The sequence below is a fragment of the Paraburkholderia nodosa genome (assembly GCF_001718195.1).
Classification (GTDB): Bacteria; Pseudomonadota; Gammaproteobacteria; order Burkholderiales; family Burkholderiaceae; genus Paraburkholderia; species Paraburkholderia nodosa_A.
The window spans coordinates 589928-615861 of sequence record NZ_MCNV01000003.1 but is presented as its reverse complement, the minus strand read 5'-3'; the positions used below and the strand labels follow the sequence as shown (position 1 = coordinate 615861).

The 25934-nt window shown below is 66.0% G+C and carries 24 protein-coding genes and 1 riboswitch; of the genes, 7 read left to right on the top strand and 17 right to left on the bottom strand.

What is annotated here, in order from left to right:
- Nucleotides 1-33: 33 nt before the first annotated feature.
- A complete protein-coding gene (gene panE, locus BFD71_RS09090; protein WP_069262891.1) occupies nucleotides 34-984 on the bottom strand; it encodes a 2-dehydropantoate 2-reductase in 951 nt (316 codons plus the stop codon).
- Nucleotides 985-1168: 184 nt separating this feature from the next.
- Between panE and gloA the strand changes: the two genes are divergently transcribed.
- On the top strand, nucleotides 1169-1555 hold the full coding sequence (gene gloA, locus BFD71_RS09085) for a lactoylglutathione lyase (RefSeq protein ID WP_069262890.1): 387 nt from the start codon (nucleotides 1169-1171) through the stop codon (nucleotides 1553-1555).
- Between the two features lie 108 nt (nucleotides 1556-1663).
- Here the strand turns inward: gloA and BFD71_RS09080 are convergent, their stop codons facing one another.
- From BFD71_RS09080 to BFD71_RS09025, 12 genes are all read right to left on the bottom strand, one after another.
- Nucleotides 1664-2563, bottom strand: a complete 900-nt coding sequence (locus BFD71_RS09080) for a M48 family metallopeptidase (RefSeq protein WP_069262971.1) — start codon at nucleotides 2561-2563, stop codon at nucleotides 1664-1666.
- Nucleotides 2564-2732: 169 nt separating this feature from the next.
- The gene (locus BFD71_RS09075) at nucleotides 2733-3494 is read right to left on the bottom strand and encodes a lysophospholipid acyltransferase family protein (RefSeq protein WP_069262889.1); all 762 of its coding nucleotides are present in this window, start codon (nucleotides 3492-3494) and stop codon (nucleotides 2733-2735) included.
- A gap of 41 nt (nucleotides 3495-3535) precedes the next feature.
- Nucleotides 3536-4099 carry a D-glycero-beta-D-manno-heptose 1,7-bisphosphate 7-phosphatase gene (gene gmhB / locus BFD71_RS09070; protein WP_069262888.1) on the bottom strand — a complete coding sequence of 188 codons (564 nt, stop codon included), beginning with the start codon at nucleotides 4097-4099 and terminating at the stop codon, nucleotides 3536-3538.
- 50 nt (nucleotides 4100-4149) lie between these two features.
- Nucleotides 4150-6249: a glycine--tRNA ligase subunit beta gene (glyS, locus tag BFD71_RS09065; RefSeq protein WP_069262887.1), complete on the bottom strand. Its 2100-nt coding sequence runs from the start codon at nucleotides 6247-6249 to the stop codon at nucleotides 4150-4152.
- Nucleotides 6250-6265: 16 nt separating this feature from the next.
- Nucleotides 6266-7273, bottom strand: a complete 1008-nt coding sequence (gene glyQ / locus BFD71_RS09060) for a glycine--tRNA ligase subunit alpha (RefSeq protein WP_083245137.1) — start codon at nucleotides 7271-7273, stop codon at nucleotides 6266-6268.
- Between the two features lie 248 nt (nucleotides 7274-7521).
- Nucleotides 7522-9213 (bottom strand): apolipoprotein N-acyltransferase, encoded by a 1692-nt coding sequence (gene lnt / locus BFD71_RS09055; RefSeq protein ID WP_069262970.1) that lies wholly within the window; start codon nucleotides 9211-9213, stop codon nucleotides 7522-7524.
- Between the two features lie 196 nt (nucleotides 9214-9409).
- On the bottom strand, nucleotides 9410-10303 hold the full coding sequence (locus tag BFD71_RS09050; RefSeq protein ID WP_069262886.1) for an HlyC/CorC family transporter: 894 nt from the start codon (nucleotides 10301-10303) through the stop codon (nucleotides 9410-9412).
- A 191-nt stretch (nucleotides 10304-10494) separates the two neighbouring features.
- The gene (locus BFD71_RS09045; protein ID WP_069262885.1) at nucleotides 10495-11184 is read right to left on the bottom strand and encodes a gamma-glutamylcyclotransferase; all 690 of its coding nucleotides are present in this window, start codon (nucleotides 11182-11184) and stop codon (nucleotides 10495-10497) included.
- 9 nt (nucleotides 11185-11193) lie between these two features.
- Nucleotides 11194-11655 carry an rRNA maturation RNase YbeY gene (ybeY, locus tag BFD71_RS09040; protein ID WP_069262884.1) on the bottom strand — a complete coding sequence of 154 codons (462 nt, stop codon included), beginning with the start codon at nucleotides 11653-11655 and terminating at the stop codon, nucleotides 11194-11196.
- A 35-nt stretch (nucleotides 11656-11690) separates the two neighbouring features.
- The gene (locus BFD71_RS09035) at nucleotides 11691-12824 is read right to left on the bottom strand and encodes a PhoH family protein (RefSeq protein ID WP_069262883.1); all 1134 of its coding nucleotides are present in this window, start codon (nucleotides 12822-12824) and stop codon (nucleotides 11691-11693) included.
- A 45-nt stretch (nucleotides 12825-12869) separates the two neighbouring features.
- Nucleotides 12870-14243: a tRNA (N6-isopentenyl adenosine(37)-C2)-methylthiotransferase MiaB gene (miaB, locus tag BFD71_RS09030; protein ID WP_069262882.1), complete on the bottom strand. Its 1374-nt coding sequence runs from the start codon at nucleotides 14241-14243 to the stop codon at nucleotides 12870-12872.
- 291 nt (nucleotides 14244-14534) lie between these two features.
- Nucleotides 14535-15518, bottom strand: coding sequence for a LysR family transcriptional regulator (locus BFD71_RS09025; RefSeq protein WP_069262881.1), 984 nt, complete (start codon nucleotides 15516-15518; stop codon nucleotides 14535-14537).
- Nucleotides 15519-15631: 113 nt separating this feature from the next.
- Between BFD71_RS09025 and BFD71_RS09020 the strand changes: the two genes are divergently transcribed.
- The 4 genes from BFD71_RS09020 to ribB all read left to right on the top strand — a co-directional run bounded on the left by BFD71_RS09020 (nucleotide 15632) and on the right by ribB (nucleotide 19339).
- Nucleotides 15632-16036, top strand: a complete 405-nt coding sequence (locus BFD71_RS09020) for an extradiol dioxygenase (RefSeq protein WP_069262880.1) — start codon at nucleotides 15632-15634, stop codon at nucleotides 16034-16036.
- A 67-nt stretch (nucleotides 16037-16103) separates the two neighbouring features.
- On the top strand, nucleotides 16104-17291 hold the full coding sequence (locus BFD71_RS09015; RefSeq protein ID WP_069262879.1) for an MFS transporter: 1188 nt from the start codon (nucleotides 16104-16106) through the stop codon (nucleotides 17289-17291).
- Nucleotides 17292-17493: 202 nt separating this feature from the next.
- On the top strand, nucleotides 17494-18159 hold the full coding sequence (locus BFD71_RS09010) for a helix-turn-helix domain-containing protein (protein ID WP_069262878.1): 666 nt from the start codon (nucleotides 17494-17496) through the stop codon (nucleotides 18157-18159).
- 113 nt (nucleotides 18160-18272) lie between these two features.
- Nucleotides 18273-18446: riboswitch (FMN riboswitch) on the top strand.
- Between the two features lie 164 nt (nucleotides 18447-18610).
- Complete coding sequence (gene ribB / locus BFD71_RS09005; protein ID WP_069262877.1) at nucleotides 18611-19339, top strand: 3,4-dihydroxy-2-butanone-4-phosphate synthase; 729 nt, start codon at nucleotides 18611-18613, stop codon at nucleotides 19337-19339.
- An 11-nt stretch (nucleotides 19340-19350) separates the two neighbouring features.
- Here ribB and BFD71_RS09000 read toward each other — a convergent pair whose 3' ends face one another.
- Both BFD71_RS09000 and glpK read right to left on the bottom strand, forming a co-directional pair.
- Entirely contained in the window at nucleotides 19351-20037 is a 687-nt protein-coding gene (locus tag BFD71_RS09000) for an HAD family hydrolase (protein WP_069262876.1), read from the bottom strand.
- 140 nt (nucleotides 20038-20177) lie between these two features.
- The gene (gene glpK / locus BFD71_RS08995) at nucleotides 20178-21713 is read right to left on the bottom strand and encodes a glycerol kinase GlpK (RefSeq protein ID WP_069262875.1); all 1536 of its coding nucleotides are present in this window, start codon (nucleotides 21711-21713) and stop codon (nucleotides 20178-20180) included.
- A gap of 209 nt (nucleotides 21714-21922) precedes the next feature.
- Between glpK and BFD71_RS08990 the strand changes: the two genes are divergently transcribed.
- Nucleotides 21923-22300 carry a hypothetical protein gene (locus BFD71_RS08990; RefSeq protein ID WP_176732846.1) on the top strand — a complete coding sequence of 126 codons (378 nt, stop codon included), beginning with the start codon at nucleotides 21923-21925 and terminating at the stop codon, nucleotides 22298-22300.
- A 266-nt stretch (nucleotides 22301-22566) separates the two neighbouring features.
- Here BFD71_RS08990 and BFD71_RS08985 read toward each other — a convergent pair whose 3' ends face one another.
- Nucleotides 22567-22764 carry a hypothetical protein gene (locus tag BFD71_RS08985; RefSeq protein WP_028205977.1) on the bottom strand — a complete coding sequence of 66 codons (198 nt, stop codon included), beginning with the start codon at nucleotides 22762-22764 and terminating at the stop codon, nucleotides 22567-22569.
- A gap of 623 nt (nucleotides 22765-23387) precedes the next feature.
- On the opposite strand from BFD71_RS08985, the gene BFD71_RS08980 reads away from it, so the two are divergent.
- Nucleotides 23388-24221, top strand: coding sequence for an acyl-ACP desaturase (locus BFD71_RS08980; protein ID WP_069262874.1), 834 nt, complete (start codon nucleotides 23388-23390; stop codon nucleotides 24219-24221).
- A 66-nt stretch (nucleotides 24222-24287) separates the two neighbouring features.
- Here BFD71_RS08980 and BFD71_RS08975 read toward each other — a convergent pair whose 3' ends face one another.
- Nucleotides 24288-25931, bottom strand: coding sequence for a DEAD/DEAH box helicase (locus BFD71_RS08975; protein WP_069262968.1), 1644 nt, complete (start codon nucleotides 25929-25931; stop codon nucleotides 24288-24290).
- Nucleotides 25932-25934 lie beyond the last annotated feature (3 nt).

Sequence of the window (25934 nt, the reverse complement as noted above, 5' to 3'; positions counted from 1 at the left end):
CCGCCGCGTTGCCGGTGCACTAAGCGTCGTCGCTCAGGCAGCCTCGGCGCGCTGCGCCTCGTAGGCCTTGAGCTGGCTGTAGACGACGCGCAGCACCGAAAGCTCGGCCGACGCGTGCTGCGCCGCGCCGCCGCGCTGGATGAGGTCGCCGAGCACGTGATCGGCCTCGATGCGCGAACCGTTCTGCACGTCGCGCAACATCGAGGCGGTGAGCGACGATCCCTTGGCGAACAGCATCGCGCGCGAGCGCTCGAGGAAGCTGTCGCGCACGGCATGGCCGTGTGCGGCTGCGATCGCGCGGCATTCGGCGAAGAGTCGCTCGATGATCGTGGCGCCGTCGGGCGTGGCGAGAATCACGCCAATGGGCGCGCGGAAAAGGCACGTGCTGCCCGCGAGCGACGCGAGGAACACCCACTTCTCCCACATCTCCTGAAGAATGTGATCGCTCGCCTTCACGTGAAAGCCGGCATTGCCGAACTGATCCGCCACGGCTTGCACGCGCGCCGAGACGCCGCCGCCGAGTTCGCCGAACGTGATGGCCTGCACGTCGTTCAGATGGACGATCTCGCGCTTGTCGTTGAGCGTGGACGCAATCAGGCAGACACCGCCCAGCACCGCCTGCGTACCGAAGCGCGCCTGCAGGACTTCGAGATGATGCATGCCGTTGAGCAGCGGCAGGATCAACGTGTTGGGACCGACGGCCGCGGCGAACGAATCGATGGCATTGTCGAGGTCGTAGGCCTTGCAGCTCAGCAGGACGAGATCGAACGGCTGGCCGCCTTGTGATTCGAGCGCTTCGCGCGTGACGGTCTTGACGTCGCGCAGCGTGAGATCGCCCGCCGGACTGCGGATGACGAGGCCCGCTTCGCGCAGTTGCGAGGCGCGCGCCTCGCGTACCAGAAACGTCACGTCACGTCCCGCAGCGGCGAGCCTGCCGCCGAAATAGCCGCCCGTCGCACCCGCACCGACTACCAGAATTCGCATGTCTACTCCTCGGTTCTCACGTTCATTGCTCGCACGCTGTGCTTGCGCCTGGCTGGGGAAATTGCCGCGGCAATTTCGCGATGGCGTCCATGCTAGAGCAAATCGGCGTATCTTGCCGGCGCCGGCAGGGCTGGCCCGTTTTTGGTACAGTCCGTTTTTTGACGACGGCAAAACGGAGTACACCATGCGCCTGCTGCACACGATGATCCGGGTCGGCGACCTCGATCGCTCGATCAAGTTCTATACCGAACTGCTCGGCATGAAACTGCTGCGCCGCGAAGACTACCCCGATGGCAAGTTCACGCTGGCCTTCGTCGGGTACACGGACGAGCGCGACGGCACCGTGATCGAACTGACGCATAACTGGGATACGGCTTCGTACGATCCTGGGACGGGCTTCGGCCATCTGGCGGTCGAGGTGGAAGATGCCTACGCTGCCTGCGCGAAGATCAAGGAACAGGGTGGGACCGTGGTGCGCGAAGCCGGCCCGATGAAGCATGGGACTACGGTGATCGCGTTCGTGACCGATCCGGATGGGTACAAGATCGAGTTCATTCAACGCAAGAAGTAAGGACGTTGGTAGTACAGGCTGGCAATCCAGCCTGTTTCTTCGGTGAATTGTTTCGAACTGCGAATGAATTGAATTTCAGCTGGAATTCGCGAACTCGCAATGGAGATATCACATCCCCGGCACCATCTCCGGCGGATGCTGCTTAAGCTGCTTCCTCGCCTCGCGAAACTCCGGAAAAATCGACTCGACCGTCTGCCAGAACCTTGGACTATGATTCATCTCGCGCAAATGCGCGAGCTCATGCGCCACCACATAGTCCACGACGGAGAGCGGAAAATGAATCAGCCGCCAGTTCAGGCGAATTCTCCCTTCGCTTGAACAGCTGCCCCATCGCGTCGCTGCCGAAGAAAGCGCGTAAGACCGAAACGAGACGCCGAGCTTCTCGGCATACACCTCGAGCCGCTCACCGAAGATCCGCGTCGCTTCGCCCTGCAGCCACCCCGTCACGCGGTCCTTGATCTGCTGCGCGTCGGCATGCGGCGGCAGCGGCAACGCAAGCACGCGCGTCTCCTGATCGAACGCGAGCAAGGAAGCCCCGAGCTTCACCGTGATCGGCTTGCCAAGATAAGGCAGCTCGGCCCCATCGCTCCATTCTACGCGCGGCAAGGCGCGCTGCTCCGTGCGCGTCTGCCATTCGGCGAGCTTGGCGAAGATCCACCGCTGCTTCTCGGCGATAGCGGTCTCGATATCGGCGATCGCGACCCACCTGGGCGCCGTGATGCTGAGCCCGGTGCCGTCGATCACGAACCCGATCGATTTGCGCGACGAGCGCTTGAGCCGGTAATGCAGCGTACGCGCGCCAAGCGCGACAGAACGCAGCCGCGTGCCATCGGGTGCAAGCGGTGCCTTGCCGGGCTTTTCAGGCGAGGGCGGAGTCCCGCGCTGCGGTGTGAGGGAGGGAGAGGATGCATCGGGCGCCACGACAGGCGCCGGTTCAGCAAAGAGCGGCAAGTCGAGTTGCCGGTTGTCGAGTGCCGCGGTTGGGCGCGGCGCGGGGGACTTCTGCATCGTCAGGCCTGGTGCGGATGGGCGTGCGCGGCGTGGACGTGTGCCGTTCGCGGGGCGTTTGCGCGGAGCTTCTGGCGCAGTGTTGCGCGGCGCGCCCAGCCGTGCAGCGAGCAGCGCCCACATCCGCGCCACCACGCTTCGCGCGGCGTGAGCGAGCCCGCTCTGTGCCTCAAATCCGTGCCGCCTTCGCCGCTGCGCCATCCGTTCCGCGATAAGCCTCAGGATCGATCCGCCGCATTTCCGTTTCGATCCACGTTTGCACGCGCGTGTTCACTTCGTCGGGCGTGAGTCCGGTCGTCTCGATCGGCTTGCCGATCGACACCGTGACTATACCCGGATATTTGATGAACGAGTTTCGGGGCCAGACGTGGCCCGCGTTGTGCGCGATCGGCACCACGGGCGCGCCCGTTTCGATGGCGAAGCGCGGGCCGCCGGTCTTGTACTTGCCTGTCTTGCCCACCGGTATGCGCGTGCCTTCGGGGAACATGATCACCCAAGCGCCTTCGGCCATGCGCTGCTTGCCCTGGCGGATCACCGAGGTGAATGCGTTCTTGCCTTCCTTGCGGTTGATGTGAACCATCTTCAGCATGCCCAGCGCCCAGCCGAAGAACGGCACGAACAGCAGCTCGCGCTTGAACACGTAGCACATGGGCCGCGGCATGAGCGCGGGGAACGCCAGCGTCTCCCATGCGGACTGGTGCTTCGAAAGCAGCACGGCCGGCCCGTCGGGCAGGTTCTCCATGCCCTCGATGCGGTAGCGAATGCCACAGAGGTGGCGCGCAACGAACAGCGTGGAGCGGCACCAGCCCACGGCCATCCAGTAGCGCCGCGTCGCGTTCAAGAATGGGAACGCGATAAAGCACGCCGTGGCGTACGGCATCGTGTAGACGATGAAATAGATGAACAGCAGCAGGGAGCGGAGAAAGCGCATCGGTCGAGCCGGTTTAAAGTTCGCGTAAGCCGCCTGCGCCTCTACGCAGTGACGTTCGCGAGAAAGTCGAGCGCGAAAGCGCGCAGGTCGTCGTGGATCAGCGTGCCTTCGGGCAGGCCGCCGGCGGCGAGCGTCTTCTCGCCCTTGCCCGAACGCACGAGGTGCGTGCGAAAGCCGAGCGCCGCGCCTGCCTGCAGGTCACGCAGCGAGTCGCCCACCACCGGGGTACCGGCCGGATCGATCTCGAAGCGTTCCGCAATCATCTTGAGCAGGCCCGGTTGCGGCTTGCGGCACTCGCAGTGGTCCTGCGCCGTGTGCGGGCAGAAGAACACGGCGTCGATGCGGCCGCCCACGGCTGCCGCCTGGCGGTGCATCTTCGCGTGCATGGCGTTGAGCGCGGCCATGTCGAACAGTCCGCGCCCGATGCCCGACTGGTTCGACGCCACCGCGACGCGATAGCCCGCCTGGTTCAGGCGTGCGATCGCTTCGAGGCTGCCGGGTATCGCGACCCATTCGTCCGGCGACTTGATGAACGCGTCGGAGTCGACGTTGATCACGCCGTCGCGGTCGAGGATCACGAGTTTTCTGGTGGTGCTGGTCGGCATGGCGTTTCGCTCAGTTCCCCTTGTTTCCGCTTGTTTCCGCTTCTTTGCGCTTATGCAGCGAGTCGCGAGATGTCCGCGACGCTGTTCATCTGGCGATGCAGCGCCTTGAGCAGCGCGAGACGGTTCGCACGCAGCGCCGGGTCTTCGGCGTTGACCATCACGTCGTTGAAGAACGTGTCCACGGTTTCGCGCAGCGCCGCGAGCGCGGTGAGCGCGCCCGTGTACTCGCGTGCGGCGAGTTGCGTTTCCACGCGCGGCGCGACCTGTTCGAGCTGCGCGAACAGCGCCTTCTCGGCGGATTCGACGAAAAGGGCGATCTGCACGCCGGCGTCTTGCGCACCCTCGGACTTCTTGAGGATGTTCGAGATGCGCTTGTTGGCCGCCGCGAGCGAGGCCGCTTCCGCGAGCGCTGCGAATTCGCGCACTGCGTCCAGACGCGAGACGATGTCGTCGAAGCGCGTGGGGTTCAGTGCGAGTACCGCGTCCACTTCGGTGGCCGCGAAGCCGCGTTCGCGCAGCATGCCGCGCAGGCGGTCCATGCAGAACTCGTAGATGGCCTGGGTCGACTCCGTCACGGCCTCGATGCCGGCAAATTGCGCGGAGGTGGCGCGCAGCAGCTCGACGAGGTCGAGCGGCAGCTGCTTCTCGACGAGAATGCGCAGCACGCCCAGCGCGTGACGGCGCAGCGCGAACGGATCCTTTTCGCCCGTGGGCGCGAGGCCGATGCCCCAGATGCCGACGAGCGTTTCCAGCTTGTCCGCGAGCGCGACGATCGTGCCCGTCGTGGTGGCGGGCAGGGCGTCGCCGGAGAAGCGCGGCTGGTAGTGCTCGGAGCAGGCGATCGCCACGTCTTCGGGCTCGCCGTCGTGGCGCGCGTAGTAGGTGCCCATGGTGCCTTGCAGCTCGGGGAATTCGCCCACCATGTCGGTCAGCAGGTCGGCCTTCGCGAGGCGCGCGCCGCGTTCCGCGAGCGCGATATCGGCGCTGCACATCAGGGCGATTCGACCGGCGAGCGCTTCGAGGCGCTCCACGCGTTGCAGCTGCGAGCCGAGCTTGTTGTGATACACCACGTTCGCGAGCAGCGGCACACGGTCGGCCAGCGGCTTCTTCTTGTCCTGCTCGAAGAAGAACTTCGCGTCGGCCAGACGCGGGCGCACCACGCGCTCGTTGCCCTCGACGATCTCGTCGGGCGCTTGTGTCGCGATGTTCGAGACGATCAGGAAGCGCGAGCGCAGCCGGCCCTGGTCGTCGGTGAGCGCGAAGTACTTCTGGTTCGTCTGCATCGTGAGGATCAGGCATTCCTGCGGCACTTGCAGGAATTCGTCCTCGAACTTGCACGCGTAGACGACCGGCCATTCGACGAGCGAATTCACTTCGTCGAGCAGCGACTCGGGCATGACGACCTTGTCGCTGCCGGCCTGTTCGATCAGTTGCGCGCGGATCGACTCGCGGCGGTCGGCGTAGCTCGCGATCACGAAGCCCTTGTGCTGGAGCGTGTGCGCGTACTCGTCGGCGTGCTGGATGGCGATCAGGCCTTCCGAGAGGAAGCGGTGGCCGCGCGTGGTGTCGTCGGCGTCGACGCCGAATGCCGTGACCGGCACGATCTGGTCGCCGTGCAGCACCGTAAGGCGATGCACCGGGCGCACGAACTGCACGTTGCTGCCGTCCGGGCGCTGGTAGGTCATGACTTTCGGGATCGGCAGCTTGCCGAGCGCTTCGTCGAGCACGGCCTGAAGCCCGTCGGCGAGCATGGCGCCCGGCGCCGAGTAGCGCAGGAAGAACGCTTCGTTCTTGCCATCGCTCGCGCGTTCGAGGTCGCTCACGGGAAAATCGGGGAAGCCGAGCGCCGCGAGCTTCTTCGCGAGCGGCGCAGTGGGCTGGCCGTTGGCGTCGAGGGCGACCGAAACGGGCAGCACTTTTTCGCGCACCTGCTTTTCGGGCGCGACGCTGCGCACGTTCCTGATCGTGACGGCGAGGCGGCGCGGCGTCGCGTAACGTTCGAACGAGAGATCGCCTTCGATCAGGTCGCGCGCGGCGAGGCGCTGCGCGATGCCTTCGGCGAACGCGTCGCCCAGGCGCGCGAGGGCCTTCGGCGGCAGTTCCTCGGTCAGCAGTTCGACGAGGAGAGTGGCGTGATGAGCTTGCGTCATTGTTCTTGAGATCCGGTCATGCCTCGTCGAACTTGCGTTCGACCTTCAGCGGCGGCGCCCAGGCGGGCATCGCGGCGTCCTGTTCGTCGGTGGTCAGGCCTGGCACGCCGTGCACGGGGTTGCCGAGCATCGGGAAGCCGAGCTTCTCGCGCGACTCGTAGTACGACTGCGCCACGCTGCGCGACAGCGCGCGAATGCGGCCGATGTACGCTGCGCGCTCCGTCACGGAGATCGCGCCGCGCGCGTCGAGCAGGTTGAACGTGTGGCCGGCCTTGAGCACGAGTTCGTACGCGGGCAGCGCGAGCTGCAGATCGATCATGCGCTTCGCTTCGCTTTCGTACGCGTTGAAGAACGTGAACAGCAGGTCGACGTTCGCGTGCTCGAAGTTGTAGGTCGATTGCTCGACTTCGTTCTGGTGGTAGACGTCGCCATAGGTGAGGCGGCGCATTTCCGGGCCGTTCGGGCCCGGCTCTTCCCACTCGGTCCAGACGAGGTCGTAGACGTTCTCGACCTTCTGCAGATACATCGCGAGACGCTCGAGACCGTAGGTGATTTCGCCGAGCACCGGCTTGCAGTCGATGCCGCCCACCTGCTGGAAGTAGGTGAACTGCGTGACTTCCATGCCGTTGAGCCACACTTCCCAGCCGAGGCCCCAGGCGCCGAGCGTGGGGTTCTCCCAGTCGTCTTCGACGAAGCGCACGTCGTTCTGCTTCAGGTCGAAGCCGAGCGCCTCGAGCGAGCCGAGGTACAGGTCGAGAATGTTCTCCGGCGCGGGCTTGAGCACCACCTGGTACTGATAGTAGTGCTGCAGACGGTTCGGGTTCTCGCCGTAGCGGCCGTCCTTCGGGCGGCGCGAGGGCTGCACATAGGCCGCACGCCACGGCTCGGGGCCGATTGCGCGCAGGAAGGTGTGGACGTGCGAGGTGCCGGCGCCGACTTCCATGTCGATCGGCTGGAGCAGTGCGCAGCCCTGCTTGTCCCAGTAAGACTGGAGCGTCAGGATGATTTGCTGAAACGTGAGCATGTGTGCCTGCAGTGTCTTTCGGGCTTTCGGGGGCGGAATGCGGCGGCCGGAGCCAGGCGAGCGCGCCGGCGGGGCGGCGATGCTCCGCTTTGCCCCTTCCCCTTGCGTGGCCCGGGCCGGGAGGCGGCCAGGTGCTAAAACGTTGAATTTTACCGGATTGCCGGAGCCTTGAGACCTGGACGGGGTTCGGGCGGCCGGCAGCGGTGTGGTTGCGTCTTCAGCGCGAGGTTTCGTGTGCTTTGCGCGGCTTATTTTCCGTTGGTCGGCTTGCGTTCCTTCGCGCCCTTGAAAGCCGGTCCGAACGCAAAGCCGAGCGCCAGCAGCAGCAACGAAATGGCGATCACCGTGTTGTTGCCGCTCGTCACGTAAGGCGTGAAGCCGCTCGTGCCTTCAACCTTCACGTCGAGCGAACCGACCGCGAACGTCGGCAGGCGTGCGATCACGCGGCCTTTTGCGTCGATGGCGGCGGTGGCGCCCGTGTTGGTCGCGCGCAGCATGGGGCGGCCGGTTTCGAGCGAACGCATGCGCGCGATCTGCAGGTGCTGGTCGAGCGCGATGGTGTCGCCGAACCACGCCAGGTTCGTCGAATTGATCAGGATGCCCGGCGAGGTCGGGCTCTCGCGCACGGTGCGCGCGATCTCCTCGCCGAAGATGTCCTCGTAGCAGATGTTCACGGCCACGAGCTCACCGTGCACATGGAAGGGCGGCTGCACGGGCGCCCCGCGCGCGAAGTCGCCGAGCGGGATGTTCATGAGATTGACGAACCAGCGGAAGCCCCAGGGCACGAATTCGCCGAAGGGCACGAGGTGATGTTTGTCGTAGCGATAGAGGCCGTTCTGGCCCGGCGTGATGCCCAAGAGGCTGTTGGTGTAGTCGATCACGCGCCCGTCGGACGTGATCGTGCCGCCCACGGCGCCGAACAGGATCGCCGTGTTGGTGCCGTCGGCGAAGGCGCGAACATCGCGGCCGAACTTCTGGGGAATTTCCTGCACGAGCACCGGCACCGCGGTTTCGGGCGTGACGACGAGATCGGCGGCCTTTTCGGTAATCAACTTCTGGAATTCGTTGAGGGCGTCGATCGTGCCCTGCTCGGAGAACTTCATGTCCTGCTTGACGTTGCCTTGCAGCAGCCGCACGTTGAGCGGCGTGCCGGAGGGTTGCGTCCACGAAACGAGCGAGAGCAGCAGGCCGGCGGCGATCACGGCGAGTGCAAGCAGCGCCGGCGTCGCCACCGCGCCGCGCCGGGGCGCCGTGCCGCCTTGGCCTTTTACGTCGCTCGCACGCAAAACCGCCTGAGCGATGAGCGCCGCGACGAGCGCGAGCACCCAGCCCACGCCAAACACGCCCACGATCGGCGCAAAACCGGCAAGCGGACCGTCCACTTGCGCGTAGCCGCTCGAAAGCCAGGGAAAACCGGTGAACACATAGCCGCGCGCCCATTCGCCGAGCGCCCATGCACTCGCGAATGCAAAGGCGCCGTGCCAGCTGGGCGAGAACGGCAACTCGCCGCTGCGGCCGTTCTTCGCATGCCCCGCGCAAAACGACCAGACGAGCGAGGCGAGCGCCGGATATAGACCGAGGTAAAGCGAGAACAGCACGAGCGCGGCGCCCGCGAGCACCGCGGGCATGCCGCCGTAGAAGTGCATGCTCACGTAGAGCCACCACACGCCGCTCACGAAGTTGCCGAAGCCGAACGCCCAGCCCGTAAAGAGCGCGCTTTTCCAGCCGGTGGTGCGCGTGAGCCAGAAGTAGAACAGCGCAAAGATCGCAATGGCGAGCCAGCCGCCGTGCGGCGTGGGCGCGAACGACAGCGTGTTGAGCGCGCCCAGCGCGGCGGCGGCGAGATAGTGCCAGAAGGGCAGCGCGCGGCGCGCGGCGCCGTTGGTGGTTTCGCTCGCGCGCGTCTCGGTGTGCGTGCGGGTATCGATCGGTTCGGCCATGCGGTGCGTGGAATGCGATGGAAAGCGCGCTGAAAAGCGCGAGCGCGGATTGCGCGACGAGCGCAACGATAGCACTTTCGTGCGACGGTACCGGGACGGCCTCCTGGGGACGGATCGGAGCGTAGGCGCGGCTGAAGCAAAAACGCCAGCCGCAAGGCTGGCGTCGTCTAAGCGTAGGCCGCGCGCTCGCGCTTGCTCAGGTGCCCGGCGGCTGCAGCGCGGCTTCGCGCTGTCCTGCCATCGGGTCGCGCCGCACCAGCAGCATGTGAACCTGACGTGCGTCGGCGCGCAGCACCTCGAAGATCAGGTCGTCGATGCGCACCTTCTCCCCGCGATGCGGCACGTGCCCGAAGTGATTCGTGACGAAGCCGCCGATCGTATCGACTTCTTCATCCGGGTAATGGGTGCCGAACGCCTCGTTGAACTGCTCGATTTCGGTGAGCGCGCGCACGCGGAACCGCCCGTCGGGCGAGGCGATGATGTTGCCGCTTTCCTCGTCGAAGTCGTACTCGTCCTCGATGTCGCCCACGATCTGCTCCAGCACGTCCTCGATCGTGATGAGACCGGCCACGCCGCCGTATTCGTCCACGACGATGGCGATGTGATTGCGGTTCTGGCGAAAGTCGTGCAGCAGCACGTTCAGGCGCTTGGACTCGGGGATGAACACGGCCGGGCGCAGCATGCCGCGCACATCGAATTCCTCTTCGGCGTAATAGCGCAGCAGGTCTTTGGCGAGCAGCACGCCGATCACGTTGTCGCGGTTGCCGTCGTACACGGGGTAGCGCGAGTGCGCTTTCTCCAGCACGTACGGAATGAAGTCGTCAGGACTGTCGGCGATGTTGATCGCGTCCATCTGGGCGCGCGGGATCATGATGTCGCGCGCGCAAAGCTCGGACACCTGGAACACGCCTTCGATCATCGAAAGCGAATCGGCGTCGATCAGGTTGCGCGCGTGCGCGTCCTGGAGGATTTCGAGAAGCTCGCTGCGAGAGTCGGGCTCGGGCGAGATGAAGTCGGTCAGCCGCTCGAGGAGCGAGCGCTTTTCCTGCGGTTTGTCGGTCTGGCGTCGACTGGGATAAGAGTCGTTCATGGTGGTGCGCCCTTTGCCGCTGGGGGCAGGGCGCGCTGTTGCGGAGGGTTAAGGATACAACATGCCTGTGGCGCGACCGTGTAATGCCACACATTGGACACACACCGGCAGATCCATCCTAACGCAGATGCGGCGTGGCCGCCCGGTGGACGAAAAAGCGGCGCGCCGTGACGTCACCCGTGACGCCGACCTCAAGCGCAGCGCGCGAGCAGCCGCTCCAGGGCGCGGTCGCGCATGCCGCTCTCGCGCAGCGCATCGACGGTGCGGCGCACGTAGTCGAGCGTCGTGCCGTAGCGCCCCGATGCGCAGCCGAACACGGTGCGCACCGTGGCTTCGGAAAGCTTGCCGGTGTAAGACGCCACATCACGGCGCATGACGAAGGCGAGCGCGTCGACGCGGCGGCCGTCTGCGAGCACACAGGGCAGCCAGGCGGGGCGGTACGAGCCCATCGGCATCTCGCGGCGCCAGAGCGCTTCGAGGTGCGGCATCACGCCCTCGGCGGCGAGGCGGAACGCGACGCCCGCGCACGAGCCGCCGCGGTCGAGCGCGAGGACGAGGCCGGGCTGCTCGGGCGTGCCGCGGTTCACGCGCGACCACAGGTACAGCCCGCGATGGTAGCCGTGCACGCGCGAACGCACGTTCTCGACGGTGGGCAGCCCTGGGTTCCAGATCAGCGAGCCATAGCCGAACAGCCAGATGTCGCTCGCGCCGTCCCAGCCTTGCGCCTTTAGCGTGCAGTCGAGCGAGGCGCTCAACTCGTCTTCGCTCAGGAGCCGTGACTCGCCGAGCGCCGGCGGATACCCGGGGCAGGGCACGCTCGCATCGCCTGCCTCGGGCAGTGCTGAGGGTTCGGCGAAATCGGGCGTGCGTTTGTCGTTCATGGCGGGGGCTTACTTGTACGGATCAGGAAAGCCTAGCGAGTTGAGCACCTCGGTCTCGATGCCTTCCATCTCTTCGGCTTCGGTCTCGTCTTCGTGATCGTAACCCTGCGCGTGCAGCGCGCCATGCACGAGCAGATGCGCGTAGTGCGCGGCGAGCGGCTTGCCCTGCTCGGCGGCTTCCTTTTCCACCACGGGGCAGCACAGGACCAGATCGCCCGTGACCGGATCGTCCTCGCTCTGCGCATACGCGAAGGTGAGCACGTTGGTCGCGTAGTCCTTGCCGCGATAGGTGCGGTTGAGCGTGCGGCCTTCCTCGGCGTCGACGAAGCGCACGGCCAGTTCCGCGTCCGCGAACAGCGCGGCCTTGAGCCACGCCGCCACGGTGGCGCGCGGCAGCGCGGCCTTGTGCTCGGGGAACGCCTTCGCGGCGGGGAACTGCACGGTCAGTTTGAGTTTTGGTGCGCGGGGCATGGGGCTCGAGCTATGAAGCGACGCAGGCGGCGGCGTTAGCGCGCGTCGCCAACGCCTTCGTCCTTTTTCGAATGCGCGTCATACGCCTCGACGATACGCGCGACGAGCGGATGGCGCACGACGTCCGCACTCGTGAAGTGCGTGACGGCGATGCCGCGCACGTCCTTCAGCACATGCTGCGCTTCGATCAGGCCGCTCTTGTGGCCGCGCGGCAAGTCGATCTGCGTGGTGTCGCCGGTCACGACCGCCTTCGAGCCGAAGCCGATACGCGTGAGGAACATCTTCATCTGCTCGGGCGTGGTGTTCTGCGCCTCGTCGAGAATGATGAACGCGTGATTGAGCGTGCGCCCGCGCATGTAGGCGAGCGGCGCGATTTCGATCATCTGGCGCTCGAACATCTTCGCGGTCTTGTCGAAGCCGAGCAGATCGTAAAGCGCGTCGTAGAGCGGACGCAGATACGGATCGACCTTCTGCGACAGATCGCCGGGCAGGAAGCCGAGACGCTCGCCCGCTTCCACGGCCGGACGCGTGAGCACGATGCGCTTGACCTGGTCGCGCTCGAGCGCGTCCACGGCGCAGGCCACGGCGAGATAGGTCTTGCCGGTGCCCGCGGGCCCGATGCCGAACGTCACGTCGTGCGAGATGATCTGCTTCAGATATTCGCGCTGCGCAGGCGTGCGGCCGCGCAGGTCGGCACGGCGCGTGTAGAGCTTCGGGCCCAGTTCCTCGACGTCGACGCCTTCGCTCGCCGGCTCGTCGAACGGATGATCGGGGTCGCCGCGAAAACGCGGGTCGATCTCGGAAGCGTCGTTGCCGCCGCTATTGCCGCCATTCACATTGCCGCGCATGCCGCCGCTGCCGTTGCCACGCGGATCGTTCGCCGAGTTGCCGCCAAAGTTCGCAGGGTGCCGGGCTTCGACGAGCGCGAGCTGAATGTCGTCGACGGAGAGCGGATCGCGCGCCTGGTTGTAGAAGTTTTCGAGCGCCGCGAGCGCCAGCTTGGCGCCACGCCCGCGAATCGTGATGCGATGGCCGCGCCGCGCGAGCGTCACGTCGAGCGCTTGCTCGATCTGCCGCAGGTTTTCGTCGAGCGGGCCGCAGAGGTTGGCGAGCCGCGCGTTGTCGTCGCGCGGCGCGGTGAATTCCAGATGCTGCTGATTGGGCTTCAAGGTGTCTCTGAACTCCTGAATTCCTGGCTGGGTGCGCCGAGCCGATTAGTGCGCGAGCGTCGAAGCGTCTTCGTGCGCGAGCACGAGTTCGCCGCGCAGCGAGTGGGGGTATGCGTGGTTGATCTTCACGTCGATCATCTGGCCGATCAGGCGCGCGTGCGAAGCGAGCGGCGCCGGGAAGTTCACCACGCGGTTGTTCTGCGTGCGGCCCGAGAGTTCGCTCGGGTCCTTGCGCGAAGGGCCTTCCACGAGAATGCGTTCGACATTGCCGACCATCGACTGGCTGATGCGCGCCACGTTCGCTTCGATCGTGGCCTGCAGGTGCTGCAGGCGCTTGAGCTTCACCTCGCGCGGCGTGTCGTCTTCGAGATTCGCGGCGGGCGTGCCCGGGCGCGGGCTGTAGATGAACGAGAAGCTCGTGTCGTAGCTCATCTCCTCGACGAGCGCCATCATCTTCTGGAAGTCCTCTTCGGTCTCGCCGGGGAAGCCGACGATGAAGTCCGTGGAGAGCGACAGGTCCGGGCGGATCGCGCGCAGCTTGCGGATGATCGACTTGTACTCGAGCACGGTGTAGCCGCGCTTCATCGCCATGAGCACGCGGTCCGAGCCGTGCTGAACCGGCAGATGCAGGTGGCTCACGAGCTTGGGCACCTTCGCGTAGGTGTCGATCAGGCGCTGCGTGAATTCCTTCGGGTGCGAAGTCGTGTAGCGGATGCGCTCGATGCCGGGGATTTCGGCGACGTATTCGATGAGCGTCGCGAAGTCGGCCACGTCGTGCGCGCCATTCGTGAGCGCGCCACGATAGGCGTTGACGTTCTGGCCGAGCAGCGTGACTTCACGCACGCCCTGGTCGGCGAGGCCCGCGATTTCGGTGAGCACGTCGTCGAGCGGGCGGGAGACTTCCTCGCCGCGCGTGTAGGGCACGACGCAGTAGCTGCAGTATTTCGAGCAGCCTTCCATGATCGAGACGAACGCGCTCGGGCCTTCTACGCGCGCGGGCGGCAGATGGTCGAACTTCTCGATTTCGGGGAAGCTGATGTCCACCTGCGCGCGGCCCGAGGCGCGGCGCGCGTCGATCATCTGCGGCAGGCGGTGCAGCGTTTGCGGGCCGAACACGAGGTCCACATACGGCGCGCGCGCGACGATCGCCGCGCCTTCCTGGCTCGCCACACAGCCGCCTACGCCGATCAGCAGGTTCGGGTTCGCTTCCTTGAGCTCGCGCACGCGGCCCAGGTCGGAGAAGACCTTCTCCTGCGCCTTTTCGCGCACCGAACAGGTGTTGAAGAGGATGACGTCCGCGTCTTCGGGGGTGTCGGTCTTCACGAGACCTTCGGCGGCGCCGAGTACGTCGACCATCTTGTCGGAGTCGTACTCGTTCATCTGGCAGCCAAAGGTCTTTACATAAACTTTCTTGGTCATCGGGTTTCGCCGTTCGCAGTGGTTGACCTGGGGGCGTCGTCCGCTTGATGCACGCGCGTGATGCACGGTCTGCACGTCAGGACTACGGTGTTTTATGAGGGCCGAATCGGGATGCGAGGAGACCGGCTATGAGGCCGGCGTTGGCATCCTGCTTCTGGCAATGCGTTGGGGACGATCCGCGTTGCTTTTCACTTCTTTTTCGCTTTTTTGCCGGCACCGCCGCATTGGCCAATATTTGCAATATGGGTCAACGCGTATGCGGCTGCGGATCGCTTTCTGCGCAATCCAACATTATATCCGTTTGCGTCTGCGGCTTTGCGTCGCTTCGGCCGGATCCGTGCAGGGGACGAGCGCCTCCAGTTCGCCCGAAGTCTGCGCGAAACGCTCGGTGAGGAAATCGAGCAGCGCCCGCACGCGCGGCGCGAGAAAGCGGTTGCGGTGATAGAGCGCGTGCAGCGGCGCGTCGGGGTAGCGCCACTCGGGCATCACGGTCTTGAGCCGCCCGGCGCGCAGATCGTCCGCGACGTCCCAGATCGACTTCACCGCGAGGCCGTAGCCGCACAGCGCCCACTGGCGCGCCACTTCGCCATCCGTCGATTCGAGCGCGGCGTCGAGCGGCACCGTATAGGTTTGCGTTTCGGTCTGCGAGTCGCTGCCGCGCGTAAAGCGCCATTCGTTCACCGGCCCCTCCGCCGAGCCGATCACGATGCAGTCGAAACGGGCCAGATCGTTCGGCTCCCGCGGTTCGCCGCAGCGCGCGAGGTACTCGGGCGAGGCGCACAGCACACGGCGGTTCGGCGCGAGCCAGCGCGCCACGAGCGAGCTGTCCTGCGGCGTGCCGAAGCGGATCGCGAGATCGATGTCTTCGAGCACGAGATTCGAGAGCGAGTCGGTCAGCATCAGCGCGAAACGCACGTCGGGATAAAGAGCGCGGAACTCGTCGAGCCAGGTCATCAGCAGATTGCGGCCAAAATCCGAGGTCGCCGATATGCGCACCTTGCCGCGCACCGCGTTCTGGCCCTCCTGCAAGGCCGCTTTGGCGTCGTCGAGCGAGCGCAGCGCGTGCTCGCTGCAGGTGAGATAGACGCGGCCTTCGTCGGTGAGGCGCAGCTGGCGGGTGGTGCGGTCGAACAGACGCGCACGCAACTCCGCTTCGAGCCGCGCGAGCCGGGCACTGGCCGCCGCGGGCGTGAGGCCGAGCTTGCGGCCCGCCGCGGAAAGGCTGCCGAGGCGTGCCGCCTCAACGAACAAGCGCACGTCGCCGAGGTTGTCCATCGCGATTATTAGAAATGAATTGAAAATGATTCAAATGCTACGCCAATTATCAAATTCGAGTGTAGCCGCGACAATGCGCGTGTTTTCAGGACAACGGCCTCGGCTCGCACGCCATGCAACTCGATCACGTCACCCTCGTCACGCCCGACCTCGAAGGCACATGCCGCTTCTTTCGCGACATCGTCGGCCTCGAAGACGGCACCCGTCCGCCGTTTCGCGTGGGCGGCCACTGGCTCTACGCGAACGGCCGCCCGGTCATCCATCTGGTCGAGGCAACCGAGCCCGCCCGGTTGTCAGGCGGATCGTCTGCGCTCGTGGCGCCGCGCATCGACCACGTGGCGTTTCGCGTGGCCCCCGGTATTGAATGGCGCGCACTCGTCGAACGGCTGGCCGCGCGCCGCGTGCCGTACCAGCTGGCGGAGGTGCCCGCGAGCGAGGAAGTGCAGTTGTTCGTTGCGCTTGCGCCCGGTGTCGTCGTCGAGTTCGTGACGTCGCTGGCGGCTGGCGCGGCGGCTTGATGGCCGCGCGTTGCCACTCGACGCCACTGAAGCCCATTTGAATCCAGGCTGATTTTCGGAGATTTCGATGCCTATCCCCTTGCTCGCACTGGCCATCAGCGCCTTTGCCATCGGTACCACCGAGTTCCTCATCATGGGCCTGTTGCCCGATGTGGCGCGCGATCTGCACGTGACGATTCCCGCCGCGGGTCTGCTCGTGACCGGCTATGCGCTCGGCGTGGCGGCCGGCGCGCCGCTGCTCGCCGCGCTGACGAGCCGCATGCCGCGCAAGCTCGCGCTGCAACTGCTGATGGGCGTGTTCATCGTCGGCAACGTGATGTGCGCGGTCGCGTCGAACTATTCGCTCTTGATGGTCGCGCGCGTCGTCGCGTCGTTCGCGCACGGCTCGTTCTTCGGCATCGGCGCCGTGGTGGCCGCCTCGCTCGTGCCGCAGGAAAAGCGCGCGAGCGCCATCGCGCTGATGTTCACGGGGCTCACACTCGCCACCGTGCTGGGCGTGCCGTTCGGCACCGCCATTGGCCAGCAGTTCGGCTGGCGCGTGGCGTTCTGGATCGTGAGCGGTTTTGGCGTGATTTCGCTCGCCGGCGTGACGGCTCTGGTGCCCAACCATCACGACAGCGGCCCGGCCGGGCTCGGCCACGAAGTGCGCGTGCTGCGCGACCCGCAGGTGTGGCTCGCCCTCGGCATGACGGTGCTCGGCTTTGGCGGCGTGTTCGTCGTGTTCACGTATATCGCGCCGATCCTCGAACAGGTGGGCGGTTTCTCGCCGCGCGGCGTGACGCTGATGCTCGTGCTGTTCGGCGTGGGCCTGACGCTTGGCAACACACTGGGCGGCAAGCTTGCGGACCGCGCGCTGATGCCTTCGCTCATGGGCATTCTCGTGGTGCTCGCCGTGGTCATGGCCATCTTCACGAAGACGAGCCACGCCATGTGGCCGGCCGCGATCACCGTCTTCGTGTGGGGCATCGCCGCGTTCGCGACCGTGCCGCCGTTGCAGATGCGCGTGGTCGCGAAGGCCGCGGCGGCACCGAATCTCGCCTCGACGCTGAACATCGGCGCGTTCAACGTGGGTAACGCGATGGGCGCGTGGATGGGCGGGCTCGCCATTGCACACGGCGTGGCGCTCGATTCGCTGCCGTGGGTGGCTGCGGCCGTCTCGGTGGCGGCGCTCGTGCTCACATGGGCGGCGGCGCGGCTCGATACGCGTGCCGTAACGCTGCGCGACGCGCACGTGGCGGCGCGGCAGAATACGTGAACGCCTGACGAGGGCAAGGCGCAACGCCGTGCAGATGGCAATGCGCCTTATGCGCAGGGCGCGAAAGCAATCCACGATTTGCGCTCTGCAATGCTGATAACAGTGTGAAGATAACTTCGTTGGGCGCGGCAAATCGCGATGCTAGTCTTGCCTCCATTCATGCTCTTGCGCCGCAATGACGCGGCGCTGCCTGGAGGCAGCCATGCATTCACCCCTCGCGCTCGTACGCGATGCACAACCCGATATTGCGCACACCGAAGGATCTTACGAGACGCTTGAACATCTCGTGGGCGTCAACCTCGCCCGGCTGCGCGCCGAACGCCAGCTTTCGCTCGATGCGCTCGCACGCGCCTCCGGTGTCTCGCGCGCGATGCTCGCTCAAGTCGAGTCGGCGCGCAGCGTGCCTTCGATCAAGGTGCTGTGCAAGGTGGCGGCGGCGCTCAAGGTCTCGGTTTCGGCGTTCCTGCGGCGGCATGCCGTGAACGGTTTCGAGCATTTGCCCGCCGAGCGGGCATCGCGCCTCGTTTCCGCCGACGGCCGTTATTCGGCGCGCGCGCTCTATCCGGAAGGCGAACCCGCCGCCGCCGAATTCCACGAACTGCGCATCGCGCCGCTGCATACCGAGTCCGGCGTGCGCCGCCCGCCCGGCACGACGGTGAACCTCGTGGTGAGCGAGGGCACGCTCGAAGTGAGCGTGCACGATCGGCGCCAGCTGCTCGCCACCGGCGACGCGATCGTCTTCGACGCCGACCAGCCGCACAGCCTGCGCAACCCGGGCGACACCGAGGCGCGCGTGTTTCGCGTGACGCTCAACGCCGAGACGCCGCCGCGCTGGGACGTGCCGGCCGGGACGGCGCAGCCGGCATGAGCCGCGTCGCGCCTTCGAGAACATCGTCTAGTCGCAAGTTTTCGCGCTGCACAGTTGCGCAGCCTGTTGTATCCTTTGCCCGCCGGTCAAGTCAGGTAACAAGCCGGTAATCAGTGCGTCTTCAGGGCGGGGTGAAATTCCCCACCGGCGGTATGCCGGCCGCGCCGCAAGGCAAGGTCGACGAGCCCGCGAGCGCCTGCGCGAGCTTCATTGTGTCGTGCGCAGGGTCAGCAGATCTGGTGCGAAGCCAGAGCCGACGGTCATAGTCCGGATGAAAGAAGATGTGCAGATGGTCATGTTTGCCCATCCGCCGCGGCGTTTCGGCCGGTGCGTGTGCGTCTCCGTTTTCGAGGCGCGCCACGTCACTGCCGAATCACGCGTGCCGGGGATTCCTGCCTGTTTGCAATGCCCTGAAACGTTTTTCGCCTAACTCTCGCGAGGAGCGTTTCACATGTCCCTTACTGCCAGTACCCCTCTCGCTTCATCCCAGGGCGCGCCGCTCGACGCCGCCGCCGATCTCCCGTTCATCGATTCCGAGCCGGTGCCGCCGCGCATTGCCGCCGCGTTGCAAGCCATGCGCGAAGGCCGCCCGGTCGTGCTGCAGGACGACCACGACCGCGAGGATGAGGCCGACCTGATCGTCGCCGCCGAACGCCTCACGCCCGAAACGATGGCGCTCTTCATCCGCGAATGCAGCGGCATCGTATGCCTGTGTCTCTCCGACGAAAAAGTGCGCGCGCTCGAACTGCCGCCGATGGTGGCCCACAACGAGAGCCGCAACCGCACCGCGTTCACGGTCTCGATCGAAGCGCGTGACGGGGTGAGCACCGGCGTGTCGGCCGCCGACCGCGTGACGACGATCCGCGCCGCGATCGCCCCGGACGCCAAGCCTGCCGATATCGTGCGCCCCGGCCACGTGTTCCCGCTGCGCGCGCAGAGGGGCGGCGTGCTGGCGCGCCGCGGCCATACTGAAGGTACCGTCGATCTGGCGGTGCTCGCGGGCCTCGCGCCCGCCGGCGTGCTGTGCGAGCTGATGAACCCGGATGGCACGATGGCGCGCGGCAAGCAGGTCGACGACTTCGCCAGGCTGCACAATCTGCCGGTGCTTTCGATTGCCGAGCTGGTGGCGTTTCGCGAGTCGCTCGCCGTGGCGCGCGAGCGCTGCGCCGAGCCGGCCTGAGGCGCGCAGTCTTACGACTGCACGTCGCCGAATTCGCCGCGCACGCCGGCCTCGACGAGCGCCGGCAGTTCTTCCATGTGGGCCATGATGCGCGTGATGCCCATCTCGCGCAGCACGTCGGCGTAGCCCGAAGGAATGTGGCTCGCGCCCACGAAAGCAATCGTCTTCATGCCTGCCGCGCGCGCGGCGTTCAAACCCGAAATGCTGTCTTCGACGACGATGCAGCGCGCCGGCTCCACGCCGAGCTGCTTCGCCGCATGCAGGTACACGTCCGGATAAGGCTTGGGCCGCGCAACCTGCTCGGCGCTGAAGATGCGCTCGCCGAAGATCGTGTCGAGGCCGGCGCGCCGCACCGAAGCGTGCACGCGCGTGAGCCGGCTGTTCGAGACGACGGCGGCAGGCAGCGTCACCCGGCGCAAGGCGTCCCGCACGCCGTTGATCGGGCTCACCGATTCGGCAATGGCGGCTTCGCAACGATGTTCGATGGTCTCGAGAAAGTCCTCGGGCATCGTGAGGTCGAAGCGCGCGGCGACGTCGGCGAGAAAGCGCGAGGTCTGCTGGCCGAACGCCGCATTCACGGCGGCGTGAAAATCGATGCCGGGAAAGGTGCTGCTGAGCGTATCGAACAGAACGCGGTCGGCGATGACTTCGCTGTCGACGAGCACGCCGTCACAGTCGCAGATGAGATGGTCGATCATGCGTGAAACGAGAGGCCGGGCAGCGCGCGGCCAGCGGTCGGCGGCCGTGCATGCGCCTGAGCCAGGCAGGGGACAAGGTGGAAACCCCAATCATACGTGCTTTTGCTTTTTGAAAGCAGCGCACACGCGGCCTGGGATGCTCAGCCGGCGTCTGCTGCGTTTGCCTCGCGGGTGTCGGCCCACGCCTTTGCTGCGCCAATCGCGCGCTGCCAGCCGGCGAGGCACCTTGCCGCCTCGTCGCGCTGCAACGAGGGCGTGAAGCGGCGCTCGAGGCTCCAGTGCCGCTGGAGTTCGTCGATATCGCGCCAGAACCCCACCGCGAGCCCGGCCAGATATCCCGCGCCCAGCGCGGTGCTTTCGCTGGAGCGCGGCCGCAACACGTCCACGCCCAGCAGATCGGCCTGGAACTGCATGAGCAGATCGTTCGCGCTGGCGCCGCCATCCACGCGCAGCTCGTTCACGCGCATACCGGAGTCGGCCTCCATGGCGGCGAGCACGTCGAACGACTGATAGGCAATCGAATCGAGCGCCGCGCGTGCGATATGCGCCGCGGTCGTGCCGCGCGTGAGCCCGAACAGCGTGCCGCGCGCATGCGCGTTCCAGTGCGGCGCGCCGAGGCCGGCGAACGCGGGCACGAGGTACACGCCGTCGCTGTGCGGCACGCTGGCCGCGAGCGGTTCGATTTCCGCTGCACTGCGAATGATGCCGAGTCCGTCGCGTAGCCATTGCACCACCGCGCCCGCGATAAAGATGCTGCCCTCAAGCGCGTATTGCGTTTGCCCGAGCGCTTGCCACGCGATGGTCGTGACGAGGTTGTGGCTCGATTCGACAGGCTGCGCGCCGGTATTCATCACGAGAAAACAGCCGGTGCCGTAGGTGTTCTTCACCATGCCGGGGCGCATGCACATTTGCCCGAAGAGCGCCGCATGCTGGTCGCCGGCCACGCCGGCAAGCGGGATTTCGGCCGCGAAAAGCGACGCCGCCGTGCGCGCATAGACCTCCGACGACGAACGCACCTCCGGCAGCATGCTGCGCGGAATCTCGAAGAGCGCGAGCAGGTCGTCGTCCCAGCGCAGCGTGTGGATGTCGAAGAGCATGGTGCGCGCGGCATTGGTGACGTCGGTGGCGTGCAGCGCGCCGCGCGTGAAGTGCCACAGCAGCCAGCTGTCCACGGTGCCGAACGCGAGACGGCCTGCGCGCGCCTTATCGCGCGCCCCCTCGACATGATCGAGAATCCAGCGGATTTTCGTGGCCGAAAAGTACGCGTCGATCGGCAGGCCGGTTTTCGCGCGCACCGTCGGCTCGAGGCCGCGCGCTTTCAGCTCGTCGCAATAGCCGGCCGTGCGGCGGTCCTGCCAGACGATCGCGTTGTACACGGGCTGACCTGTTGCCCGGTCCCATACGAGGGTCGTTTCGCGCTGGTTCGTGATGCCGATGCCTGCAATCGCGGCGGCCCCGACGCCCGCGCGCGTGAGCGCTTGCGCCGCGACGCCTGCCTGGCTCGACCAGATGTCGCGCGGGTCATGTTCGACCCAGCCGGGTCGCGGGTAGCGTTGCGCGAACTCCTTCTGGGCGAGCGCGACGATTGCACCGCTGCGCTCGAGCAGCAAGGCGCGCGAACTCGTCGTGCCCTGGTCCAGCGCGAGGATGTACGACTCGGCGTGCGACTGAGGCATCGTGCAGTCTCCCTGGAGGGTGTGCGGGGTACGCGCGTCGACCGGCGCGCAACGAGGCGCGTGCCATCGGACCCAGCATAGCCCGAAAGCGATTTGCGCTCGATTCGGCGCAACGGAACGGTCAAGGTGTCGCTCGCACGGCGCGGTGCGACAATAATCGAGTCGGGATGCAGTCGTTCCAACCAGTCGAAAACGATAACGAGGCAATCATGCGTGCAATTGCGATGATCGGTGCAGCCGTGCTGCTCACGGGGTGCGTGGGCGCGCCGCCGGGCCCGGAAGGCGGGGGGCGCGCGCCGTCGCTCGCCGCTTTGCAGCAGATGTGCGGCGGCCAGGCGGTCGATTTCGGTGCCTATGCGCCGGGCGTCTACGCGGCCATTTTCGACGCGTGGGTCGCCAATCGCCGCGGCAGGCTGCCCCAGGACCAGTTTTGCGGTTTCCAGGCTCAGCTCGCGCAGCAATACACCACGCTCGGCAAGAGCGGCAACGGCGAGGCGCGGGGTGAGTGGGTGAACTTCCTCAACGCACAGCGCGCCCAGGCGCTGAGCTGGCGCTCGGCGGTCGACCCCACGTTGAGAGCCGGGTAGGCGAATAGGCGAAGGGTGCCGCGGCAGGGTGCGCGCATTCGCGCGTGCAAGCAGTGCAAACAGGCATGCGCAAAAAAATGGTCACGCGGGCATGAAGCGCGCGGGTCCGCGTGACCATGCACTGCAGGCGCGTACGTCTACTGCCGTGCGCCTGCATCGGGGACGTGCCCGACAAGCCGGGCTCGCGGACGACCCATGCGTCCGCGCAAATCGATAAAGGGCAATGGAGCCTGTGGCTGCGCGGGTACTCGGCCCGCGGGATCAGGCTACGAACACCGTTTGATGGCGCGCAACGCAGAGTCGCCGATTTCGGTTAGTCGCCATTGCTGAAGGCCGGATGCGAGGCGCTCCAGTTGGACGAGCTGTCGTTCGAGCAAGGCGTCCAGTTCTTCTCGCTCCATGTCGAGCTGGTTGGGGGCGTCCTGCACTAGCAGCAGGGTGGCGAATTCATGCGGACTCAGCATCGTTCTCTCCGTGTTGCCGCATCAGAGGTCGCCGGTTGCGGCCCGCAGGGCGGCGCAGCGACAGGAATGCGGTGGTATGAGCGAAAGCCTGCGACCGGGCAGATCGACTGGCTGGAGGGACCGGCCATCAGGCCCGCCTATGCGCGGCCCAAACGGCATCCAGCCCGGGATCTACCTCGGGGAACTGGAGTGTAGTCAACGCCGCTGCGTTGTACAAACCACGCCCCGAAAATTTTCCCTTTGACATTCGAGCCCGCACGCAGCGGTGCTGCGAGCCGCCTGGATTCGCGAAATCACTTGAAGTTCGTGCCGCAGCGCGGCACGCAGCGAGCGAATGCGCTTCGATACGCTACGCATCAAACGCACGGTATGCCCGTGGGTATTGCGTTTGCGCGTCGGTTAGTGATCGTCACATGACGTAACGCGAAGAGGTCGTCAATTTCCGGAACTGCGGGAACTGGGCCCGGTCTGTGCTTTGTGACTGCAGCTGCGCGAAAGTACAGCTAAGATGGAAATAGGGATGGCTGGTAACGTTCACTGCACGTGACTGGCGCAGTTCGCCGGGCCTCCGGCCGGACGCCGCGCGTCGTGAGCGTAAAACGCCGCTTCGGGAGTAGGACACAATGCGTAACGACAATGAGCCTCGCCATGTGATGCCCTGGCGCATCGAAGACATCGATCTCACACGTATCGACCGTCAACGCGCCGCAGCCAACGAAGATCTGCTGCTGCTCCTCGCCGCCTCTTCGTTCATTGAAAGCGGCTCCGACCTCTACACGAGCAACCTGAACGTGTTCTTCAAAGGCGACCCCGAGGTCTCCGAGTGGCTCGTTCGCGAATGGGAGCCCGAAGAGCTTCAGCACGGACGCGCGCTGAAGACGTACATCCAGTACGTGTGGCCCGAGTTCGACTGGGACGCGGCGTTTCAGACCTTCATCGAAGAGTATTCGAAGACCTGTTCGTTCGAGGAGTTCGAGAAAACGCGCGCGCTCGAAATGGTCGCGCGCTGCGTGGTCGAAACCGGCACCGCCACGCTCTATCGCGCGATCGGCGAGTATTCGGATGAGCCCGTGCTCAAGGAAATCACCGACAACATCCGCAGCGACGAAGTGCGCCACTACAAGCACTTTTTCCGCTATTTCAAGAAGTACAACCAGATAGAAGGGCACGGGCGTCTCGCCGTGCTCGGCGCGCTCATGCGCCGCGTGATGGAGATCAAGAACGAGGATTCCGAGATCGCGCTGCGTCATGTCTACGCGGGCCGCTACCCCGAGCGCGTGCGCGACGAGGCCTATAGCCGCGAACTGACCGCGCGCGTGAACAGGCTGGTACGCCACAATCTGTCCGCCGACATGTGCGTGAAGATGCTGCTCAAGCCGCTCAACCTGCCCGCGAAGATCCGGCCCGGCGTGCACTATCCGCTCGCGAAGATCACGCAACACGTGTTCTTCCGCTAGGACATCGGCGCACGAAAACAAAAAGCCCGCTGCTGGAGCGGGCTTTTTCGTTTCTGGACGCGAAGATCAGCGATCGCGCTGGCCGTTGCCGTCGCGGCGCGAATTGCCGCCTGGGCGGCCGCCGAGCAGCGCGCCCGGGTTGCCTTGCGGCTTGCGTTGTTGCGGGCGGCCCAGTGCGCTCTCGTGCGAAACGCCGCGCTGGTTTTCGCGACGCGTATGCTCGCCGCGCGCGCCTTGTGCGCCGTGATTCGCGCCTTGCTGTTTCACGGGCTTGGCGGTGCGCACGCCGCCGTTCGAGGCCGGCTTGGCCGGGCGCTGACCGCCGTTGCCGCCACCGTTGGTTGCTGCCTGTGCGCGGGTGCCGTCGCGGCCGCCTTCGCGCTTGCCTTCGCGGTTGCCTTCGCGGCCACCTTCGCGATTACCTCCGCGCGGTTCACGCGCCTGCGCGGGGCGTCCGCCGTTCGCAGCATTGGCGCCAGACGCACCGCGGCCCTGGCCCTGGCCTTGCCCCTGGCGCGGCGAGCGCCCTTGGGGCTGGCTGCGGCGCTGGATCGGCTCCGGCTTCGCGTTCGGGTCTGGCTCGAAGCCCGCAATGACCTCCTGGGGCACCGCGCGCTTGATGAGCTTCTCGATGTCCTTGAGCAACTGATGCTCGTCCACGCAGACGAGCGACACGGCTTCACCCGTCGCGCCCGCGCGGCCGGTGCGGCCGATGCGGTGCACGTAGTCCTCGGGCACGTTCGGCAGATCGTAGTTGACGACGTGCGGAAGCTGGTCGATATCGATCCCGCGCGCGGCGATGTCGGTCGCGACGAGCACCTGGAGCGTGCCGTCCTTGAACTCGCTCAAAGCGCGCGTGCGCGCCGACTGGCTCTTGTTGCCGTGAATCGCGAGCGCGCTGATGCCGTCCTTCGTGAGCTGCTCGGCGAGGCGGTTCGCGCCGTGCTTGGTGCGCGTGAACACGAGCACCTGAAACCAGTTGTGCTGGCGGATCAGGTGCGTGAGCAGATCGCGCTTGCGGTCGCGGTCGACGGGATAGATCTTCTGCGCAACGGTTTCGGCCGTGGTGTTGCGGCGCGCGACTTCGATCAGCGCGGGCGAGTCGAGCAGGCTGTCGGCGAGCGCCTTGATCTCATCGGCGAAGGTGGCCGAGAAGAGCAGGTTCTGGCGCTTGGGCGGGAGCTTCGCGAGCACGCGCTTGATGTCGTGGATGAAGCCCATATCGAGCATGCGGTCGGCTTCGTCGAGCACGAGAATCTCGAGCTGCGACAGATCGATCGTCTTTTGCTGCATGTGATCGAGCAGGCGACCCGGCGTCGCGACCACGATATCCACGCCGCGCCTGAGCGCGTCGATTTGCGGATTGATGCCCACGCCGCCGAACATCACCGTGGACTTGAGCTTCAGATACTTGCCGTAGGCGCGCACGCTCTCTTCGACCTGCGCGGCGAGCTCACGCGTGGGCGTGAGGATCAGTGCACGCACCACGCGCTTGCCGTTCGCTGCCGGCGGCATGTCCGTGAGGCGTTGCAGGATCGGCAACGTGAAGCCGGCGGTCTTGCCGGTGCCGGTTTGCGCGCCGGCGAGCAGGTCGCCGCCGCCGAGCACGGCGGGAATCGCTTGCGCCTGGATGGGCGTGGGCGTGCTGTACCCCAGTTCGTTGACTGCGCGGACCAGCGGTTCGGACAAGCCGAGAGAATCGAAAGACATAAA

Coding starts and splice junctions, on each gene's coding strand:
- panE (WP_069262891.1), bottom strand. CDS start 984: ATGCGAATTCTGGTAGTCGGTGCGGGTGCGACGGGCGGCTATTTCGGC.
- gloA (WP_069262890.1), top strand. CDS start 1,169: ATGCGCCTGCTGCACACGATGATCCGGGTCGGCGACCTCGATCGCTCG.
- BFD71_RS09080 (WP_069262971.1), bottom strand. CDS start 2,563: ATGCAGAAGTCCCCCGCGCCGCGCCCAACCGCGGCACTCGACAACCGG.
- BFD71_RS09075 (WP_069262889.1), bottom strand. CDS start 3,494: ATGCGCTTTCTCCGCTCCCTGCTGCTGTTCATCTATTTCATCGTCTAC.
- gmhB (WP_069262888.1), bottom strand. CDS start 4,099: ATGCCGACCAGCACCACCAGAAAACTCGTGATCCTCGACCGCGACGGC.
- glyS (WP_069262887.1), bottom strand. CDS start 6,249: ATGACGCAAGCTCATCACGCCACTCTCCTCGTCGAACTGCTGACCGAG.
- glyQ (WP_083245137.1), bottom strand. CDS start 7,273: ATGCTCACGTTTCAGCAAATCATCCTGACGCTCCAGTCTTACTGGGAC.
- lnt (WP_069262970.1), bottom strand. CDS start 9,213: ATGGCCGAACCGATCGATACCCGCACGCACACCGAGACGCGCGCGAGC.
- BFD71_RS09050 (WP_069262886.1), bottom strand. CDS start 10,303: ATGAACGACTCTTATCCCAGTCGACGCCAGACCGACAAACCGCAGGAA.
- BFD71_RS09045 (WP_069262885.1), bottom strand. CDS start 11,184: ATGAACGACAAACGCACGCCCGATTTCGCCGAACCCTCAGCACTGCCC.
- ybeY (WP_069262884.1), bottom strand. CDS start 11,655: ATGCCCCGCGCACCAAAACTCAAACTGACCGTGCAGTTCCCCGCCGCG.
- miaB (WP_069262882.1), bottom strand. CDS start 14,243: ATGACCAAGAAAGTTTATGTAAAGACCTTTGGCTGCCAGATGAACGAG.
- BFD71_RS09025 (WP_069262881.1), bottom strand. CDS start 15,518: ATGGACAACCTCGGCGACGTGCGCTTGTTCGTTGAGGCGGCACGCCTC.
- BFD71_RS09020 (WP_069262880.1), top strand. CDS start 15,632: ATGCAACTCGATCACGTCACCCTCGTCACGCCCGACCTCGAAGGCACA.
- BFD71_RS09015 (WP_069262879.1), top strand. CDS start 16,104: ATGCCTATCCCCTTGCTCGCACTGGCCATCAGCGCCTTTGCCATCGGT.
- BFD71_RS09010 (WP_069262878.1), top strand. CDS start 17,494: ATGCATTCACCCCTCGCGCTCGTACGCGATGCACAACCCGATATTGCG.
- ribB (WP_069262877.1), top strand. CDS start 18,611: ATGTCCCTTACTGCCAGTACCCCTCTCGCTTCATCCCAGGGCGCGCCG.
- BFD71_RS09000 (WP_069262876.1), bottom strand. CDS start 20,037: ATGATCGACCATCTCATCTGCGACTGTGACGGCGTGCTCGTCGACAGC.
- glpK (WP_069262875.1), bottom strand. CDS start 21,713: ATGCCTCAGTCGCACGCCGAGTCGTACATCCTCGCGCTGGACCAGGGC.
- BFD71_RS08990 (WP_176732846.1), top strand. CDS start 21,923: ATGCGTGCAATTGCGATGATCGGTGCAGCCGTGCTGCTCACGGGGTGC.
- BFD71_RS08985 (WP_028205977.1), bottom strand. CDS start 22,764: ATGCTGAGTCCGCATGAATTCGCCACCCTGCTGCTAGTGCAGGACGCC.
- BFD71_RS08980 (WP_069262874.1), top strand. CDS start 23,388: ATGCGTAACGACAATGAGCCTCGCCATGTGATGCCCTGGCGCATCGAA.
- BFD71_RS08975 (WP_069262968.1), bottom strand. CDS start 25,931: ATGTCTTTCGATTCTCTCGGCTTGTCCGAACCGCTGGTCCGCGCAGTC.